A 17923-nucleotide genomic window follows, 5' to 3' on the forward strand; every position below is an offset into this window, starting at 1 on the left:
CCGGTGAATTATCGTTAAGGAGTAGGACTGCGTGGAAATCTACGAGAACGAAAACGAGCAGGTTGATGCGTTAAAACGCTTCTTTGCTGAAAATGGCAAAGCGCTGGCCGTTGGGGTTATTTTGGGTGTTGGCGCGCTGGTTGGCTGGCGTTACTGGACGGGACATCAGGCTGATAACGCTAAAGCGGCGTCGCTGTCTTATGAAAACTCAGTGTCCATACTGCGCGCTGACAAACCGGAGTCGTTGGTGGCCGCAGAGAAATTTGCCGCTGACAACAAAAATACTTACGGTGTGTTTGCGTCTCTTGAACTGGCTCAACAATATGTTGATAAAAATGAGCTGGATAAAGCCGCTGCGCAATTACAGCAAGGCCTGAGCGCCGCCGATGACGAAAACTTGAAAGCGGTGATCAATCTGCGTCTGGCGCGTGTTCAGGTACAGCTAAAGCAGGCTGATGCCGCGCTGAAAACCCTTGAGTCCATCAAAGGTGAAGGCTGGACAGCGATTGTTGCCGATCTGCGTGGCGAAGCATTGCTGAGCAAAGGCGATAAACAAGGTGCTCGCACCGCATGGGAAAGTGGCGCGAAAAGCGATGCTTCACCGGCGCTGAGCGAAATGATGCAGATGAAAATCAATAATTTGTCCATCTAAGAGGGACCCGATGCAATTGCGTAAATTACTTCTGCCAGGGCTGCTTTCTGTCACCTTGTTAAGTGGCTGTTCTCTGTTTAGCGGCGAAGAAGACGTTGTCAAAATGTCTCCGCTTCCGGTTGTTGAAAACCAGTTTACGCCGTCTACGGCGTGGAGCACCTCTGTCGGTAACGGCATTGGCGACTTCTATTCCAACCTGCACCCGGCCTATGCTGACAACGTGGTCTATGCCGCCGATCGTCATGGCACGGTGAAAGCAGTGAATGCCGATGATGGCAAAGAAATTTGGTCTGTGTCACTGGCTGAAAAAAGCGGTTACTTCTCCAGCAGTGCAGCGCTGCTTTCAGGTGGAGTGACAGTTTCTGGTGGTCACGTTTATGTCGGCAGCGAAAAAGCGCAGGTGTTTGCACTTAATGCCGCTGACGGCACCACCGCCTGGCAAACCAAAGTGGCGGGTGAAGCCCTGTCACGCCCGGTTGTCAGCGATGGCATGGTTTTGATCCACACCAGCAACGGGCAGTTGCAGGCATTGAACGAAGCTGACGGTGCCGTTAAATGGACCGTTAACCTGGATATGCCTTCGCTGTCATTGCGCGGCGAATCAGCCCCGGCTTCTGCCTTTGGCGCAGCCATTGTCGGCGGCGATAACGGGCGTGTGAGCGCGATTCTGATGCAGCAGGGTCAGATGATCTGGCAGCAGCGTATCTCCCAGGCGACCGGTACAACTGAAATCGATCGCCTGAGCGACGTGGATACCACGCCGGTGGTGGTCAACGGTGTTGTGTACGCGCTGGCCTATAATGGCAATTTAACCGCGCTGGATCTGCGTAGCGGTCAGGTCATGTGGAAACGTGAACTGGGCTCAGTCAACGATTTCATTATTGAAGGCGATCGCATTTACCTGGTCGACCAGAACGATCGTGTCCTGGCGCTGACAACCGATGGTGGTGTCACACTCTGGACGCAAAGCGATCTGCTGCACCGCAACCTTACGACGCCAGCGTTGTATAATGGTTCATTAGTGGTCGGTGACAGCGAAGGCTATATGCACTGGATTAACGTTGACGATGGTCGTTTCGTTGCTCAACAACAAGTGGATAGCTCAGGCTTCCTGACTGAACCGGTTGTTGCCGATGGCAAACTGCTGATTCAGGCCAAAGACGGCACGCTGTACGCGATTACGCGTTAAAAACGGGCGGTCGTCAGGATGAAAAAACGGCTCCTGTTGCAGGGGCCGTTTTACTGTTTTTAACATTTACTGTTTTAAGCAACGTTGCCCTCCGGCGGCGTTGTAAATGATTTATTGAAAGAGGCTTTAAACATGGTACCTGTGGTCGCGCTCGTCGGACGCCCTAACGTAGGAAAATCCACACTTTTTAACCGTTTAACTCGCACCCGAGATGCGCTGGTGGCGGATTTCCCGGGGCTGACGCGTGACCGTAAGTACGGTCGTGCTGAAGTGGAAGGTCGTGAGTTTATCTGTGTTGATACCGGCGGTATCGACGGAACAGAAGACGGCGTGGAAACCCGCATGGCGGAGCAGTCTTTACTCGCTATTGAAGAGGCAGACGTGGTGCTGTTTATGGTGGACGCCCGCGCAGGCCTGATGCCAGCGGATGAAGCCATTGCTCAGCACCTGCGCTCACGCCAGAAGCCGACGTTCCTGGTGGCGAACAAAACGGATGGTCTGGATCCGGATCAGGCTGTTGCCGATTTCTATTCGCTGGGCCTGGGTGAAATCCATCCGATTGCCGCTTCACACGGGCGCGGTGTCACCAGCCTGCTGGAGCACGTGCTGGTGCCGTGGATGCAGGAAATCGATCCGCGTGAAGTTGAAGAAGTGGACGAAGAAGCGGCCTACTGGGCGCAATTCGAAGCGGAACAAAACGGGACTGAGCCTGAAGAAGAACCGGAAGATGATTTCAACCCGCTGGATCTGCCGATCAAGCTGGCCATTGTGGGTCGTCCTAACGTAGGTAAGTCCACACTTACTAACCGTATCCTCGGTGAAGACCGTGTGGTGGTGTATGACATGCCGGGGACCACCCGCGACAGCATTTACATTCCGATGCAACGCGATGAGCGCGAGTTCATTCTGATTGATACCGCGGGCGTGCGTAAGCGCGGCAAAATCACCGATACCGTTGAAAAGTTCTCGGTAATCAAAACGTTGCAGGCTATTGAAGATGCTAACGTCGTCCTGCTGGTGATTGATGCCCGCGAGGGGATTTCCGATCAGGATCTCTCGCTGCTGGGCTTTATCCTTAATAGTGGGCGCTCACTTGTTATCGTCGTCAACAAGTGGGACGGCCTTAGCAACGAAGTGCGTGAGCAGGTTAAAGAGACGCTGGACTTCCGCCTGGGCTTTATTGATTTTGCCCGCGTGCATTTCATTTCTGCTTTACACGGCAGCGGCGTTGGCAACCTGTTTGAGTCTGTGCGTGAAGCCTACGACAGTTCAACCCGTCGCCAGAGCACGGCGATGCTGACGCGTATCATGACAATGGCAGCAGAAGATCATCAGCCGCCGCTGGTGCGTGGCCGTCGCGTGAAGCTGAAATATGCGCATGCCGGTGGTTATAACCCGCCGATTGTGGTCATCCACGGCAACCAGGTGAAAGACCTGCCGGATTCCTACAAGCGTTATCTGATGAACTACTTCCGTAAATCGCTGGACGTGATGGGTACGCCAATCCGCATTCAGTTTAAGGAAGGGGATAACCCGTTCGCCAACAAGCGCAACACTCTGACGCCAAACCAGATGCGTAAGCGTAAGCGTTTGATTAGCCATATTAAGAAAGGGAAGTAATTCCTTACCCCTCACCCCGGCCTTCTCCCACGGGGAGAGGGGGAAAACCGATCCATTCCCTCTCCCCGTGGGAGAGGGTTAGGGTGAGGGGAAAAACCAATCCGCACTCGGTCTCTTCCCTCTCCCATTGGGAGAGGGTCAGGGTGAGGGGAAAACAGGAGTCTCTATGAATCTGCAATGTCCGACCTGCCAAAGCCCGATGGAGCTCATCGGAACCCATGCTCACTGCGCAACCTGCCAGCACGACTACGCGCTTGAGGCTCTCTGTCCCGACTGTCAGCAACCGTTAGACGTGCTTAAAGCCTGTGGTGCGGTGGATTATTTTTGCCAGCACGGACACGGGTTGATTTCCAAAAAGCGCGTCGATTTCCGCATTGCCCGTTAAACATCAGGGTGCGTTATTTTGCCTTTCGCGCCCGCGTCTTGCGGATAGCTTTAATCTCTTTAACTTCGCTTTCCACCCAGCCGTCAGACACTCTCGTTGTTAACACATCCCCCGGACTCACCTGTTTTGCCTGCTTAAGCACTTTGCCGTCGCTGGCGGTCGTCACGCTGTAACCGCGCGCGAGTGTTGCAAGCGGACTTACTGCTTCCAGATGAGTGATGGCGTTGCCAAAGCGTTCCCGCGTGCTGCCAAGACGCTCGTGCATGTTTTGCGTCAGCCGGTATTCCAGTTGCTGCATATGAGACTGCGCGCGATGGATTCGCGACTGCGGGGTTTGCTGGTTCAGGCGTTGCGTGATGCGGATCTGGCGCTGACCGGCGCGTTTAAGATGAGACTCAACCGCCTGGTTCATTCGCTGACGCAGACGCTCAAGTACAGTTTGCTGGCGTGCCAGCCGCAGTTGCGGATGCTGCTGTTGCAGACGATGAAAAAGCTGCGTGAAGCGACGGTTGCGGTTCGCCAGATAATAATCCATCGCCATTTCGAGGCGCTGCTGCCCGTTTTGTAACTGGCGCAGTAACTCAAGCTGATTGCGGCTAACCATCTCTGCGGCAGCAGAAGGGGTCGGCGCGCGCAAATCAGCGACAAAATCAGCAATGGTCACATCGGTTTCGTGCCCGACTGCGCTGACAACAGGGATCACGCTGGCAAAGATCGCCCGCGCCACGCGCTCGTCGTTAAAACTCCACAGATCTTCCAGCGAGCCGCCGCCGCGCCCGACAATCAACACGTCGCATTCCTGACGACGGTTCGCCAGCTCAATGGCGCGCACGATCTGCCCCGGCGCGTCGTCACCCTGCACGGCGGTCGGGTAAACCACCACCGGCAATGACGGATCGCGGCGATTGAGGATATGCAAAATATCGTGCAGCGCCGCACCGGTTTTTGAAGTAATGACGCCCACGGTATGTGCGGGGGAGGGGAGTTGTTTTTTAAACTCGCTGTCGAACAGGCCCTCGGCCTGAAGCCGCGCTTTTAGCTGTTCGTATTTCTGTTGCAGCAACCCTTCACCCGCAGGCTGCATGCTCTCGACGATAATCTGGTAATCACCGCGCGGTTCATAAAGCGTAATGCTGGCGCGCACCAGTACCTGCTGGCCGTGTTGCGGGCGGAAAGTGACGCGGCGGTTACTGTTGCGGAACATTGCACCGCGTATCTGGGCGGTGTCATCTTTGAGCGTGAAGTACCAGTGCCCGGATGCGGGCTGCGTAAAGTTCGAGATCTCACCGCTGATCCAGACCTGGCCCATCTCGTGTTCTAACAGTTGTCTGACCGTCTGATTCAGGCGGCTAACGGTAAAAATTGCGGGGGATTGTGTTGGTGACATGTGAGCTGGATCAAATTTTAAATCAGCGGGTTATTCAATCGATAGTAACCCGAAGTGAGGTGAACGCAACTATTTTTCTGAAAAAAGTGTAGATGCAACCGATTACGCTCTGTATAATGCCACGGCAATATTTAACCACCCGGTCAGAGATATTGCCCATGCTACGTATCGCTAAAGAAGCCCTGACGTTTGACGACGTTCTCCTTGTTCCCGCACACTCCACCGTTCTGCCGAATACCGCCGATCTCAGCACCCAACTGACGAAAACCATTCGCCTGAATATTCCTATGCTCTCCGCAGCGATGGACACTGTGACGGAAGCGCGCCTGGCGATTGCTCTGGCACAGGAGGGTGGCATTGGTTTTATTCACAAAAACATGTCTATTGAACGCCAGGCTGAAGAAGTCCGCCGCGTTAAAAAACACGAATCCGGTGTGGTCACTGACCCGCAGACCGTGCTGCCAACGACGACGCTGCGCGAAGTCAAAGAACTGACGGAACGCAACGGTTTTGCCGGTTACCCGGTAGTCACTTCTGATAACGAACTGGTTGGCATCATCACCGGTCGTGACGTGCGTTTTGTGACCGATCTGAGCCAGCCAGTCAGCGTCTATATGACGCCGAAAGAGCGTCTGGTCACCGTGCGTGAAGGCGAAGCCCGCGACGCCGTGTTTGCCAAAATGCACGAAAAACGCGTTGAAAAAGCGCTGGTCGTGGACGCGAACTTCCATCTGCTCGGCATGATCACCGTAAAAGATTTTCAGAAAGCTGAACGTAAGCCGCAGGCATGTAAAGACGAGCATGGCCGTCTGCGTGTCGGTGCCGCAGTTGGCGCGGGCGCGGGTAACGAAGAGCGCGTGGATGCGCTGGTTGCCGCCGGCGTTGACGTGCTGCTGATCGACTCCTCCCACGGTCACTCCGAAGGCGTGCTGCAACGCATTCGTGAAACTCGCGCTAAATACCCGGATCTGCAAATCATCGGCGGCAACGTGGCCACCGGTGCGGGTGCACGTGCCCTGATGGAAGCGGGTGTGAGCGCAGTGAAAGTCGGTATCGGCCCTGGCTCAATCTGTACTACCCGTATCGTGACTGGCGTGGGCGTTCCGCAGATCACCGCCGTTTCTGACGCGGTTGAAGCGCTGGAAGGCACAGGTATTCCGGTTATCGCAGACGGTGGTATCCGCTTCTCGGGCGATATTGCCAAAGCCATCGCCGCAGGCGCAAGCGTGGTGATGGTCGGCTCTATGCTGGCAGGGACGGAAGAATCCCCGGGCGAAATCGAACTCTTCCAGGGCCGTTCTTACAAATCTTATCGCGGCATGGGTTCTCTGGGCGCGATGTCCAAAGGCTCCTCCGATCGCTACTTCCAGACCGATAACGCTGCCGACAAACTGGTGCCAGAAGGCATCGAAGGCCGCGTGGCGTATAAAGGCTATCTGAAAGAGATTATCCACCAGCAAATGGGCGGCCTGCGCTCCTGTATGGGTCTGACCGGCTGTGCTACTATCGACGCGCTGCGAACTAAAGCAGAATTCGTCCGCATCAGCGGTGCTGGCATTCAGGAAAGTCACGTTCACGATGTGACCATTACTAAAGAGTCGCCGAACTACCGTATGGGCTCCTGATTTTCATCGCCCGGCTCCGGCCGGGCGTTTTAGTTTAATTGCTATTTGCCTCGGAATGACCGTCAATGACCGACAATATTCATAAACATCGCATCCTGATCCTGGACTTCGGTTCGCAATATACTCAGCTTGTCGCCCGCCGCGTACGTGAGCTGGGTGTTTACTGTGAGCTGTGGGCCTGGGATGTGACTGAAGCACAAATCCGTGAGTTCAACCCGAGCGGGATCATCCTGTCCGGCGGCCCGGAAAGCACCACTGAGCACAACAGCCCGCGCGCGCCGCAGTATGTCTTTGATGCCGGTGTGCCGGTACTGGGCGTTTGCTACGGCATGCAGACCATGGCAATGCAGCTTGGCGGTCACGTAGAAGGCTCGAACGAGCGTGAATTCGGTTACGCTCAGGTTGAAGTCAAAACCAGCAGCGCGCTGGTTCGCGGTATTGAAGATTCGCTGAGTGCCGAAGGCAACCCGCTGCTGGATGTCTGGATGAGCCATGGCGATAAAGTCACTGCCATCCCGTCTGACTTTGTCACCGTCGCCAGCACCGAAACCTGCCCGTTTGCTATTATGGCCAACGAAGAAAAACGCTTCTACGGCGTGCAGTTCCACCCGGAAGTGACCCACACCCGTCAGGGCCAGCGTATGCTGGAACGCTTTGTTCGCGATATCTGCGAATGTGAAGCGCTGTGGACGCCGGCAAAAATCATTGAAGACGCGATTGTGCGCCTGCGTGAGCAGGTGGGTAATGACAAGGTGATCCTCGGCCTGTCCGGTGGCGTTGACTCATCCGTGACCGCGATGCTGCTGCACCGCGCCATCGGCAAAAACCTCACCTGCGTATTCGTCGACAACGGCTTGCTACGCCTGAATGAAGCGGCGCAGGTAATGGATATGTTCGGTGACCATTTCGGTCTGAACATCATTCACGTTGAAGGGGAAAAACGTTTCCTGGATGCATTAGCTGGTGAGAACGATCCGGAAGCGAAGCGTAAAATCATCGGTCGCGTCTTTGTTGAAGTGTTCGATGAAGAAGCGCTGAAACTGGAAGATGTGAAATGGCTGGCGCAGGGGACGATTTACCCGGATGTGATCGAATCTGCGGCATCTGCTACCGGTAAAGCACACGTCATCAAGTCTCACCACAACGTGGGCGGCCTGCCGAAAGAGATGAAGATGGGTCTGGTCGAGCCGCTGCGTGAGCTGTTCAAAGACGAAGTGCGCAAGATTGGTCTGGAACTGGGCCTGCCGTACGACATGCTGTACCGTCATCCGTTCCCGGGTCCGGGTCTGGGCGTGCGCGTACTGGGCGAAGTGAAGAAAGAGTACTGCGACCTGTTGCGTCGTGCTGACGCTATCTTTATTGAAGAACTGCATAAAGCCGATCTCTACAACAAAGTTAGCCAGGCTTTCACTGTGTTCCTACCGGTGCGTTCCGTTGGCGTGATGGGCGATGGCCGTAAATACGACTGGGTTGTCTCACTGCGTGCGGTCGAAACTATCGACTTTATGACCGCACACTGGGCGCACCTGCCGTATGACTTCCTGGGCCGCGTATCCAACCGAATCATCAACGAAGTGAATGGTATCTCCCGCGTAGTGTATGACATCAGCGGCAAACCGCCTGCGACGATCGAGTGGGAATGATTTAGCGTCTGGCAACAGCCTGAATGTAAAATCAGTAAGTACCTCTAAGCCCGCGTAACTGCGGGCTTTTGGCTTTTTAGGCCAGGCCCTGACGTGTGGATCCTGGTCACAGGCATCATGCGACTGTAAGGCGAGTCAAAGCCCACGCAAAAAATGCGCGTCATTAATACGGGGTAAAGTCTTAGCGTTGTGCGGTGGGGTCGATAGTCTGGCTGATCTGTTGAGACTGGACTTTATCCTGGTGATGATACCAGGCACCAATAGAGGAATAGACGAAGCGGCCGAAGAAAAAGAAAAAGCTGATGAGAAGTACGATACGGGTCATGCGACTGTCAAATCGATGTCGTTTTCGCATAGTGGTTGCCTGACGCACAAAGGGTCCTTAACGGTATACCCGGTTTAACGGGCGGTACAATATTAAGACACAGACTTTAATACGGGTCAATTCTGCATAATGTAAAACTGCGTCAAAGTAAACATTTATAAAGCTAATATAAATATTATTTAATATTCACCCCGCTGATTTAATTCAGAAATAAGTAAAAAAAGAGATAATTATTGCGTAAACTGTTGGTGCTTTTTGATTCGGATCAATCGTCGCTCGTTATACATAAATAAAATCCTCCCACACTTCACGGTGCTCTGCTTCCGTGACTTAGACAGTCGGGTTGGATACCTGCCTGAAACACCCCTTCAGGACGTCGGGTTTTCCGTTGAGCATCTATGAATTTTCTAAATATATATCAGCAACATAAAGATAAATGGTGGGCGCTTCCCCTCATACTGCCTGTTCTGCTATTGCCAATTATTAGCCTTGCTAATACAGCAACGACCGCGGCGGGTGGTGGGGTTATTTTATATTATCTGTCGCTGGCGTTTTTTATCAGCCTTATGCTTTTCTTCGGCTGGGCCGCACTGCCTGGTATTGTTCTCGCTCTCTTCCATCATTACTACGCAGCCTCAGGGGCAATTGAAACCCTGGAAAAGACCGCGCACTATTTGGTGCCGACTATCCTGAGCTGGGGAGGCTATCGCGTCTTTGTATTGCGGCGGCATATGGTCGCTTATGGCAGCGAGCGTCTGATGGGGCAACGTATTTTCTGGCAGGTCATTTGCCCGGCTACCGTATTTCTGATGATCTTTCAGGTCGCCACCTACCTGGGACTTTACGATAATTACTACACGCTGGCGGGCGTGGGTCCACTAAGTATTCGCACGCTCATTAACTTTCAGGCGCTGCTGGTGGGTTGCCTGACCGGTACGCCGCTGTGCTACCTGCTCATCCGCCTGATTCGCCATCCCCGCTATTTGATGAGTTTTATTTCGCAGATGCGGGCAGAATTTGATCCCAAAGTCACACGGCCTGAAGTGATTGCCTGGCTGAGTATTCTTGCGTTGTGCCTGGGTTTGCTGTTGATGCCAGGCAGTGAAAGCGGCACGATTTTTAGCACCAATTATACGTTGTCGTTATTAATGCCAGTGATGCTCTGGGGATCGATGCGTTACGGCTATCGCTTTATTTCGCTGATCTGGACGCCGCTGCTGATTGTCGCAATTCACTTTCATTACTGCTATTTGCCGGTTAACCAGGGTTACGACATTCAACTGGCGATAACCTCGTCAAGCTATCTGGTCTTCTCCTTTATTATTGCCTATATGTCGATGCTGGCGACCTGCCAGCGCCGGATCCATGTGCGCGCGCGCCAGCTTGCCTGTCTCGACCCCGTGTTACATATGCCCAATCTGCGGGCGCTGAGCCGGGCGTTAACCCGTACGCCCTGGTCGGTGATCTGCTTTTTGCGTGTCCCGGAGTTAGAACTGTTAGGGCGCAACTATGGCGTTATGCTGCGGATCCAGTACAAACAAAAACTCTCCGAGTGGCTGGGTCGTTGCCTGCAGGAAGACGAATGCGCCTACCACCTTTCCGGCCACGATCTGGTGATCCGCATGAATACGGAGTCGCACGAAAGCCGCATTCAGGAGCTGGACAAACACGTGAAAAAATTCCGCTTTGTCTGGGACGGGATGCCGCTGCAGCCACAGGTGGGGATCAGTTACTGCTACGTGCGATCGCCGGTGGCGCATCTCTATCTGCTGCTGGGCGAGCTCAGTACCGTCGCCGATCTGTCGCTGGCAACCAATCATCCGGAAATCCTGCAACATCGTGGGGCGGCTAATTTGCAGCGCGGGCTGAAAGATAAAGTTGAAATGATGAACAGGCTGCAACAGGCGCTGGAAGAAAATCGTTTCACTCTGATGGCCCAGCCTATCGCTGGCGTTCGCGGCGATCATTACCATGAAATATTGCTGCGGATGATGGGTGATAATGGCGAACTGATTGGCCCGGACAGCTTCCTGCCGGTGGCGCACGATTTAGGGCTATCGTCACGCATCGACAGCTGGGTCATTGAAAACACGCTGCAATTTATGGATGCCCACCGGGAAGCGCTGCCAGGCCAGCGATTTTCCGTCAACCTGTCTCCGTCCTCGGTCTGCCGCGCGCAGTTTTCGATGGAAATCAGCCGCCTGCTGAAAATCTATAATATTGAAGCCTGGCAATTAATTTTTGAGGTGACCGAGAGCAACTCGTTAACCAACATTGAGCAGGCGAATCAGACGCTCGGCCAGTTACAGAATATGGGCTGCCGGGTGGCAATCGATGATTTTGGTACGGGTTATGCCAGCTACGCACGGCTGAAAAACGTCAACGCCGATATTTTAAAAATCGATGGCAGCTTCGTCCGCAATATCACCTCCAACAGCCTGGACTATCAGATTGTGGCCTCTATTTGCCATCTGGCGCGGATGAAAAAAATGCAGGTGGTGGCGGAATATGTGGAGAGTGAAGAGATACGCAGCGCGGCGTGCGCGCTGGGTATTGATTACTTACAGGGCTATTTAATTGGTAAGCCCGAACCGCTGGCTAATCTGGTAACCCCTGTTCAGGCGCTGCCGCAAACCGCCTGAACAGGAAGCGAACAGGGTGGTGACTTAAGCCGCCACCGTGTTCGGCGATTGATCTTCTTCGATTTTGAGCGCCCAGCCGGTCACTGCCTGCCAGTATTCCTGCTCTTTTTCCAGATCGAACAGCACCAGCGCATTCTGGCTAAACCAGTCGTGCGGGAAGCACAGCGTCCAGTGATTATCGTCCGTTGTCAGACGCAGAAGCGGTGGGGTCGTGGTCGCCTGACGCTGGTTATTGAGCAGTACGCCGAGGCGCAAAAGCTGAATTAACGGCAGGAAATGCTTTTTCTTGAACAGCGTGAAGCGGGGCAAATCGTCAATCTTAATGCCCTTACGGTGGTAGCGAACCAGCGTCGCCATCATCATCTGCTGTTCCTGATTAAAACCAGGCAGATCGCTGTGTTGCAGGATATAGGCCGAGTGGCGATGCATCCCGCTGTGATTAATGTTCAGACCGACTTCATGCAGCATCGCTGACCATTTCAGTAACGCGGCAAGTTGCGGGTTATCGAGTTTCGGGTTTTGCGCCAGCCACTGTTCGTACATCAGCGTGGTGGTTTCCAGAACGCGCTTTGCCTGTTCCCGGTCGATGTTGTACTGATTTGCCAGACTTTGCGCCGTGCGGCTGCGAATGTCCTGATGGCGGAAACGGCCTTCCATTTCATACAGCACGCCTTCGCGCAGCGCCCCGTCGGAAAGTCGCAGTTCGCGGATCGCCAGCGCATCAAACACGCCGCAGAGAATGGCGAGGCCTGGAACAAAGACCGCTTTGCGCTCCTCTGACAGCCCCGGCAGGCTGAGCGAATCAAAGCTTTTACACTTCAGCACCTCTTCCACCAGCAGGTCCAGACGTTCAGGCGTGATGAAACCGTCTTTCTCGCCCATCGCCAGCAGCACCTCATGCGCCGCTTTGATGGTGCCCGACGCGCCCAGCGCCACGTTCCAGCCCTGAATGCGGTACTGCCAGGCGAGGCTTTCCAGTTTTTGCACCGCTGCAATGCGCGCGCGCTGGAAATTTTCCCGGTTGATGGTGCGGCCGGGGAAATAAAGCTGGGCAAAACTCACGCAGCCCATACGGCGGCTTTCCACCAGCTTCGGTTCAAAATCTTCACCGATCACCAGTTCCGTCGAGCCACCGCCGATATCAATCACCAGCTTGCGGCCTTTTTCCGGTTGCGTGTGCTCAACGCCCATAAAAATCAGACGCGCTTCTTCATTACCGGAGATGATTTCAATCGGGTAGGGGATAACCTGCTCGGCACGTTTTAAGAACTCAGATGCGTTAAGCGCCTGACGTAACGTGTGCGTCCCCACAATGCAAACGCTGGACGGCGCGAAGCCCTGCAAACGCTCAGCAAACAGCGCGAGGCAGCTAAGTCCGCGCTCCATCGCCTCTTCACTGAGTCTGTTATTCTCATCCAGCCCATCGGCCAGATGAACGCGCTGCTTCAGGCGGCCGATGATTTGCATTGCGCCATCTACTACACGGGCAATGACCATATGGAAACTGTTCGAACCCAGGTCGACCGCCGCAAATTCCTGTGGCCGTGGGATGGTTTCATTTATAGGCATAGATTAGTCTGGTTGTTCGAGTGATTTAATGTAATCGTAAATCGCCAGTTGCGAGCGCACCTTACGGCGGTTTCCTCGCGGTACATAGCGATTACTCAGTTCTTTGTCGATATACCGGGCTTTCACCGTATCGTTAAGCTGTAGATCAACGATAGTCAGAATTTGTTGCTTCAGGCGGGGATCCAACAGCGGAGTCGCCACTTCAATACGATAATCGATGTTACGTGTCATCCAGTCTGCGGAAGAAAGGTAGACCTGCTTGTCACCGCCGTTCTCAAAAATATAGACCCGATCGTGTTCCAGATAGCGGTCTACGATGCTGATCACCCGGATATTGTCGCTCAACCCTTCCAGTTGCGGGATTAAAGAACACATCCCACGCACCAGTAAATTCACCGGTACGCCAGAGCCTGAGGCGGCATACAGCCGGTCAACCAGCCCTTTATCGACCAGGTTATTGAGCTTCAGCGTGATCCCGGACGGCTGTTTTTTCTGTGCGTTGGCAATCTCGCGGTCGATCATATCATACAGCAGGCGACGCGAGTTTTGCGGCGACACCAGCAGATAGTCGAAGCTGACCGGACGATACGGGTTCTCGATAAAGTTAAACACCCGACGCACTTCATTGGTAATGCGCGCGTCAGCGGTCAGCAGCGAGTAGTCGGTATATAACCGTGCCGTTTTCTCGTTGAAGTTACCGGTGCCGATATGGGCATAACGCACCACCTCATCGCCTTCTTTGCGTGAGATAAGGAACAGTTTGGCGTGAATTTTAAGGCCGGGCGCGGAGAAGATCACATGCACGCCGGCTTCAGTCAGTCGCCGTGCCCAGTGGATGTTAGCTTCTTCGTCAAAGCGCGCCTGAAGCTCTACTACCACGGTCACTTTTTTGGCGTTGTGCGCGGCGTGGATCATCGCGTCAATAATACGCGAGTCTTTCGCCACGCGGTAAATATTGATTTTAATGGCCAGCACGCTCGGATCGAACGACGCCTGGCGCAGCAGTTCCAGCACGTGCTCAAAGGTATGGTACGGATAGTACAGCAGCACGTCGCGTTCACGAATGGCGTCAAAGCCGTTACGGAATTTATCGAACCAGAGATGACGCAGACGCGGCAGCGGCTTGTTCACCAGATTGGCTTTGCCGACATTCGGGAAGCCAATAAAGTCTTTAAAGTTGTGATAGCGCCCGCCGGGAACGATGGAGTCATAGCGCGAAATGGTCAGTTTCTCGCGCAGCATTTCGACCATGGCATCGGGCATATCGCGCTGATAAACAAAGCGCACCGGCTCGGCGGTCAGGCGCTGTTTCAGGCTCGATGACATCAGCTCCATCAGGCTCGATTCCATCTCATGCACCAGATCGTACTCGGCGTCACGGGTCATTTTCATCGAGTAGGCGTTGAGCGCGTCGTAGTCGAAGAAGCCTTTAAAGATATCATCCAGGCAGTAGCGCAGAATGTTATCGAGCAGAATCATTGGCTTACGGCGGCGCGGCGCTTCCGGCGGCAGATTGACGAATCGCGGCACTTTATCGGATGGGATTTCCAGCAGCGCATAGCGGATGGTATCGCCACGAATAATTTCAACCGCCAGGTAGGTGTAATCATCTTTCAGGAACTGCACCAGGTCGGTTTCGCGGTTAATCAGGATCGGCGTGATGTGCTGGCGCAGGTAATGTTTGAAGTAGTTCCGCAGCCAGCCCTGCTGGTTAACGGAAAGCTGGCGTTCGTTGATCAGGAAGATCTGATTACGCGCCATTTCGAGCAGCAGCTCATTATAAAGGCCGTCAAATTCCTGATCGGCTTTCAGCACGCGGGCCTGGATCTTACCGAGTAAATGACGTGAATGGGCGTTCGACCCCTGTTCTTCACTGATGATGATCCGGCGTTTGAGTTCCGCAAAGCGCACCTTGTAGAACTCATCCAGGTTATTCGAATAAATGCCTAAAAAACGCATACGTTCAATCAGCGGGTTGGCTTTATCCGCCGCTTCCTGAAGAACGCGTTCGTTAAATGCTAACCAGCTCAGTTCTTTCTCGATGTATAGCTTTTCCTGACCCATTACAACTCACACTCCGGTTCAATCACGGTACGTGGCAAATCCGTCTCAGCCTTTATTATGGCGAGCTTTGCCACAGCTTGTCCAACTGTGCCAGAAAAGTATGACAGTTATCCGATCCATACGGCGCGCAAATGACAAAGGTGTGTGATTTTGTTGACAATTACAGGGCGTGAAAAGAAGAAAGGTCACCCCGGCAGCACCGGAATGACCTGACAGAGGTGCGATTATTCGTCGCAGGCATGACCCTGAGGCGGAAGTTTGACACCGTCCAGCCACGCGCTGTTATCGCGCATCGCCAGCCGCCCTTCAACAAACCAGCTCACCACCAGCGGGTAAATCGCATGTTCCTGCGACTGCACGCGGGCGGTAATGTCCTCTTCACTGTCACCTTCGAATACCGGCACCGTGGCCTGTAAAATCACCGGGCCGCCATCGAGTTCATCGGTGACAAAATGCACCGAAGTACCGTGTTCGGTATCGCCGTTTTCCAGCGCCTGACGGTGGGTATTCAGACCCGGATATTTCGGCAGCAGGGAAGGGTGGATGTTCAGCAGTCGCCCGTCATAGTGCGCAACAAATTCAGGGCTGAGAATGCGCATGTAACCCGCCAGCACCACCACATCCGGTGCATAGGCGTCGATTTCCTGCATCAGTTCGCGGTCAAACGCTTCACGGCTGGCAAACTGCGAAGCCAGAAGCGTGTGGGCGGGAATACCGGCGTCGCGGGCGCGTTCAAGGCCGAACACGTCGGCCTTATTGCTGAATACCGCACGGATCGTGGCGTTAATTTTTTTTTGTTTGCAGGCGTCGATAATTGCCTGCAAATTGCTTCCGTTACCGGAAATCAGCACCACGATATTTTTCATTGAATGACCACACGCTCATCGGAATCAGAGGCTTTGATGACACCGATTTTCCACGCTTTTTCTCCGCGGGCGGTCATGAATTCAACCGCTTTATCGGCTTCAGCCGCAGGCAGGGCAATGACCATCCCCACGCCGCAGTTAAAGGTGCGGTACATTTCATGGCGGCTGACGTTACCGGCGTTTTGCAGCCAGCTAAACACGGACGGCCACTGCCAGGAGGACTCGTCGATCACCGCCTGGGTGTTATCCGGTAGTACGCGCGGGATGTTTTCCCAGAAGCCGCCGCCGGTCAGGTGAGCGATAGCGTGCACGTCCACATTCGCAATCAGTTCCAGAATGTTTTTCACATAAATGCGGGTAGGGGCAAGCAGGTGATCGGCCAGCGGTTTGCCGTCCAGATCGGTGGTTTCCGGGTTGCAACCGCTCACTTCCACAATTTTACGTACCAGCGAATAACCGTTAGAGTGCGGGCCGCTGGAACCCAGCGCAATCAGCACATCGCCATCAGCGACTTTTGAGCCATCGATGATTTCTGACTTTTCTACCACGCCCACGCAGAAACCGGCCACGTCGTAATCTTCGCCGTGGTACATGCCGGGCATTTCTGCCGTTTCGCCACCGACCAGAGCGCAGCCGGATTGCAGGCAGCCTTCAGCGATACCGGTGATCACACTGGCGGCAGTGTCCACGTCCAGTTTGCCGGTCGCATAATAGTCGAGGAAAAACAGCGGTTCAGCGCCCTGAACCACCAGATCGTTCACACACATCGCGACCAGATCGATGCCGATGGCGTCGTGACGCTTCAGATCCATCGCCAGACGCAGTTTGGTGCCCACGCCATCAGTGCCGGAAACCAACACTGGCTCACGATATTTTTGCGGCAATGCGCACAGCGCGCCGAAGCCACCCAGGCCACCCATCACTTCAGGGCGGCGGGTTTTCTTCACCACGCCTTTGATTCGGTCAACCAGAGCATTACCCGCGTCAATATCAACACCGGCATCTTTGTAGCTGAGAGAGGTTTTATCGGTCACTGCTTGAGTCCCCACGCGTTTGCTTGCGGTAGAAATAAAATTCGGCGCAATTCTAACAGCCCAGGCAAACGTTTGCGAGTCCATTATTCGCGGCCCGCCAGGATTCTTGCGATATACTCTTTTCCAGTCTGATTGATCCGGATCAACGCCGTACCTGTAGCGCAACGGAAAAAAAGCGGTATAATCCGGCGATTTTTTTGTGGCTGCCAACTGTCTGGGGAAGGAGAAGAGTATGAAGATCGTGGAAGTAAAACACCCACTCGTCAAACACAAGCTGGGTCTGATGCGAGAGAACGACATCAGCACCAAACGCTTTCGTGAACTCGCCTCGGAAGTAGGCAGCCTGCTGACCTATGAAGCGACCTCCGATCTGCAAACTGAAACGGTGACCATCGAAGGCTGGAACGGCCCGGTTCAGGTTGAGCAAATCAAAGGTAAGAAAATTACCGTGGTGCCTATCCTGCGTGCAGGCCTGGGCATGATGGAAGGGGTACTGGAGCACGTACCGAGCGCACGTATCAGCGTCGTGGGTATCTACCGCGATGAAGAAACGCTGGAGCCGGTCCCTTACTTCCAGAAACTGGTTTCTAACATCGACGAGCGCATGGCGCTGGTGGTTGACCCGATGCTGGCAACCGGCGGCTCTATGATCGCCACCATCGACCTGCTGAAAAAAGCGGGCTGTTCAAGCATCAAAGTGCTGGTACTGGTCGCCGCCCCGGAAGGGCTGGCTGCACTGGAGAAAGCGCACCCGGATGTGGAGCTCTACACCGCTTCCGTAGACCAGGGCCTTAACGAGCACGGATACATTATTCCGGGGCTCGGCGATGCCGGCGATAAGATTTTTGGTACTAAGTAAGTGAATAAATGAAAAAGAGCCGACTTTGATAGTCGGCTTTTTTTTGAATAAAAGACGCTGTTC

General features: G+C 54.1%; 14 protein-coding genes. 8 read left to right on the forward strand and 6 right to left on the reverse strand.

Annotated features, from left to right (window positions below):
• The first annotated feature begins 31 nt into the window (after window positions 1–31).
• From BM373_RS00400 to BM373_RS00415, 4 genes are all read left to right on the forward strand, one after another.
• Entirely contained in the window at window positions 32–652 is a 621-nt protein-coding gene (locus tag BM373_RS00400) for a YfgM family protein (protein ID WP_090458171.1), read from the forward strand.
• Between the two features lie 10 nt (window positions 653–662).
• Window positions 663–1841 carry an outer membrane protein assembly factor BamB gene (bamB, locus tag BM373_RS00405; RefSeq protein ID WP_090458174.1) on the forward strand — a complete coding sequence of 393 codons (1179 nt, stop codon included), beginning with the start codon at window positions 663–665 and terminating at the stop codon, window positions 1839–1841.
• A gap of 132 nt (window positions 1842–1973) precedes the next feature.
• Window positions 1974–3461, forward strand: a complete 1488-nt coding sequence (gene der / locus BM373_RS00410; RefSeq protein WP_090458176.1) for a ribosome biogenesis GTPase Der — start codon at window positions 1974–1976, stop codon at window positions 3459–3461.
• Window positions 3462–3627: 166 nt separating this feature from the next.
• Entirely contained in the window at window positions 3628–3846 is a 219-nt protein-coding gene (locus BM373_RS00415; RefSeq protein ID WP_090458178.1) for a zinc ribbon domain-containing protein, read from the forward strand.
• A gap of 13 nt (window positions 3847–3859) precedes the next feature.
• Here BM373_RS00415 and xseA read toward each other — a convergent pair whose 3' ends face one another.
• Complete coding sequence (xseA, locus tag BM373_RS00420) at window positions 3860–5233, reverse strand: exodeoxyribonuclease VII large subunit (RefSeq protein WP_090458180.1); 1374 nt, start codon at window positions 5231–5233, stop codon at window positions 3860–3862.
• Between the two features lie 158 nt (window positions 5234–5391).
• Between xseA and guaB the strand changes: the two genes are divergently transcribed.
• Both guaB and guaA read left to right on the forward strand, forming a co-directional pair.
• Entirely contained in the window at window positions 5392–6858 is a 1467-nt protein-coding gene (guaB, locus tag BM373_RS00425; protein WP_090458182.1) for an IMP dehydrogenase, read from the forward strand.
• Between the two features lie 65 nt (window positions 6859–6923).
• Window positions 6924–8501 (forward strand): glutamine-hydrolyzing GMP synthase, encoded by a 1578-nt coding sequence (gene guaA / locus BM373_RS00430; protein WP_090458184.1) that lies wholly within the window; start codon window positions 6924–6926, stop codon window positions 8499–8501.
• A 181-nt stretch (window positions 8502–8682) separates the two neighbouring features.
• Here the strand turns inward: guaA and BM373_RS00435 are convergent, their stop codons facing one another.
• The gene (locus tag BM373_RS00435) at window positions 8683–8874 is read right to left on the reverse strand and encodes a YfgG family protein (RefSeq protein WP_090458186.1); all 192 of its coding nucleotides are present in this window, start codon (window positions 8872–8874) and stop codon (window positions 8683–8685) included.
• Window positions 8875–9224: 350 nt separating this feature from the next.
• Between BM373_RS00435 and BM373_RS00440 the strand changes: the two genes are divergently transcribed.
• Complete coding sequence (locus tag BM373_RS00440; RefSeq protein WP_090458189.1) at window positions 9225–11468, forward strand: sensor domain-containing phosphodiesterase; 2244 nt, start codon at window positions 9225–9227, stop codon at window positions 11466–11468.
• Window positions 11469–11492: 24 nt separating this feature from the next.
• On the opposite strand, the gene ppx is transcribed toward BM373_RS00440, so the two are convergent.
• From ppx to purM, 4 genes are all read right to left on the reverse strand, one after another.
• Window positions 11493–13037, reverse strand: coding sequence for an exopolyphosphatase (ppx, locus tag BM373_RS00445; RefSeq protein WP_090458191.1), 1545 nt, complete (start codon window positions 13035–13037; stop codon window positions 11493–11495).
• Between the two features lie 3 nt (window positions 13038–13040).
• A complete protein-coding gene (gene ppk1 / locus BM373_RS00450) occupies window positions 13041–15101 on the reverse strand; it encodes a polyphosphate kinase 1 (protein WP_090458192.1) in 2061 nt (686 codons plus the stop codon).
• A gap of 224 nt (window positions 15102–15325) precedes the next feature.
• Entirely contained in the window at window positions 15326–15967 is a 642-nt protein-coding gene (gene purN / locus BM373_RS00455) for a phosphoribosylglycinamide formyltransferase (protein ID WP_090458194.1), read from the reverse strand.
• Entirely contained in the window at window positions 15964–17001 is a 1038-nt protein-coding gene (gene purM, locus BM373_RS00460) for a phosphoribosylformylglycinamidine cyclo-ligase (protein WP_090459933.1), read from the reverse strand. Before purM ends, purN begins: the two co-directional genes overlap by 4 nt.
• 232 nt (window positions 17002–17233) lie before the next feature.
• On the opposite strand from purM, the gene upp reads away from it, so the two are divergent.
• The gene (gene upp / locus BM373_RS00465; RefSeq protein WP_090458196.1) at window positions 17234–17860 is read left to right on the forward strand and encodes a uracil phosphoribosyltransferase; all 627 of its coding nucleotides are present in this window, start codon (window positions 17234–17236) and stop codon (window positions 17858–17860) included.
• Window positions 17861–17923: the final 63 nt, after the last annotated feature.

It is taken from the genome of Enterobacter sp. kpr-6 (genome assembly GCF_900116015.1).
Lineage (GTDB): Bacteria > Pseudomonadota > Gammaproteobacteria > Enterobacterales > Enterobacteriaceae > Enterobacter_D.

Excerpts from the sequence above, each read along its gene's own strand:
- bamB (WP_090458174.1), top strand. The coding sequence starts at position 663 with ATGCAATTGCGTAAATTACTTCTGCCAGGGCTGCTTTCTGTCACCTTG.
- ppk1 (WP_090458192.1), bottom strand. The coding sequence starts at position 15,101 with ATGGGTCAGGAAAAGCTATACATCGAGAAAGAACTGAGCTGGTTAGCA.
- BM373_RS00440 (WP_090458189.1), top strand. The coding sequence starts at position 9,225 with ATGAATTTTCTAAATATATATCAGCAACATAAAGATAAATGGTGGGCG.
- purN (WP_090458194.1), bottom strand. The coding sequence starts at position 15,967 with ATGAAAAATATCGTGGTGCTGATTTCCGGTAACGGAAGCAATTTGCAG.
- der (WP_090458176.1), top strand. The coding sequence starts at position 1,974 with ATGGTACCTGTGGTCGCGCTCGTCGGACGCCCTAACGTAGGAAAATCC.
- upp (WP_090458196.1), top strand. The coding sequence starts at position 17,234 with ATGAAGATCGTGGAAGTAAAACACCCACTCGTCAAACACAAGCTGGGT.
- BM373_RS00415 (WP_090458178.1), top strand. The coding sequence starts at position 3,628 with ATGAATCTGCAATGTCCGACCTGCCAAAGCCCGATGGAGCTCATCGGA.
- ppx (WP_090458191.1), bottom strand. The coding sequence starts at position 13,037 with ATGCCTATAAATGAAACCATCCCACGGCCACAGGAATTTGCGGCGGTC.
- xseA (WP_090458180.1), bottom strand. The coding sequence starts at position 5,233 with ATGTCACCAACACAATCCCCCGCAATTTTTACCGTTAGCCGCCTGAAT.
- guaB (WP_090458182.1), top strand. The coding sequence starts at position 5,392 with ATGCTACGTATCGCTAAAGAAGCCCTGACGTTTGACGACGTTCTCCTT.
- guaA (WP_090458184.1), top strand. The coding sequence starts at position 6,924 with ATGACCGACAATATTCATAAACATCGCATCCTGATCCTGGACTTCGGT.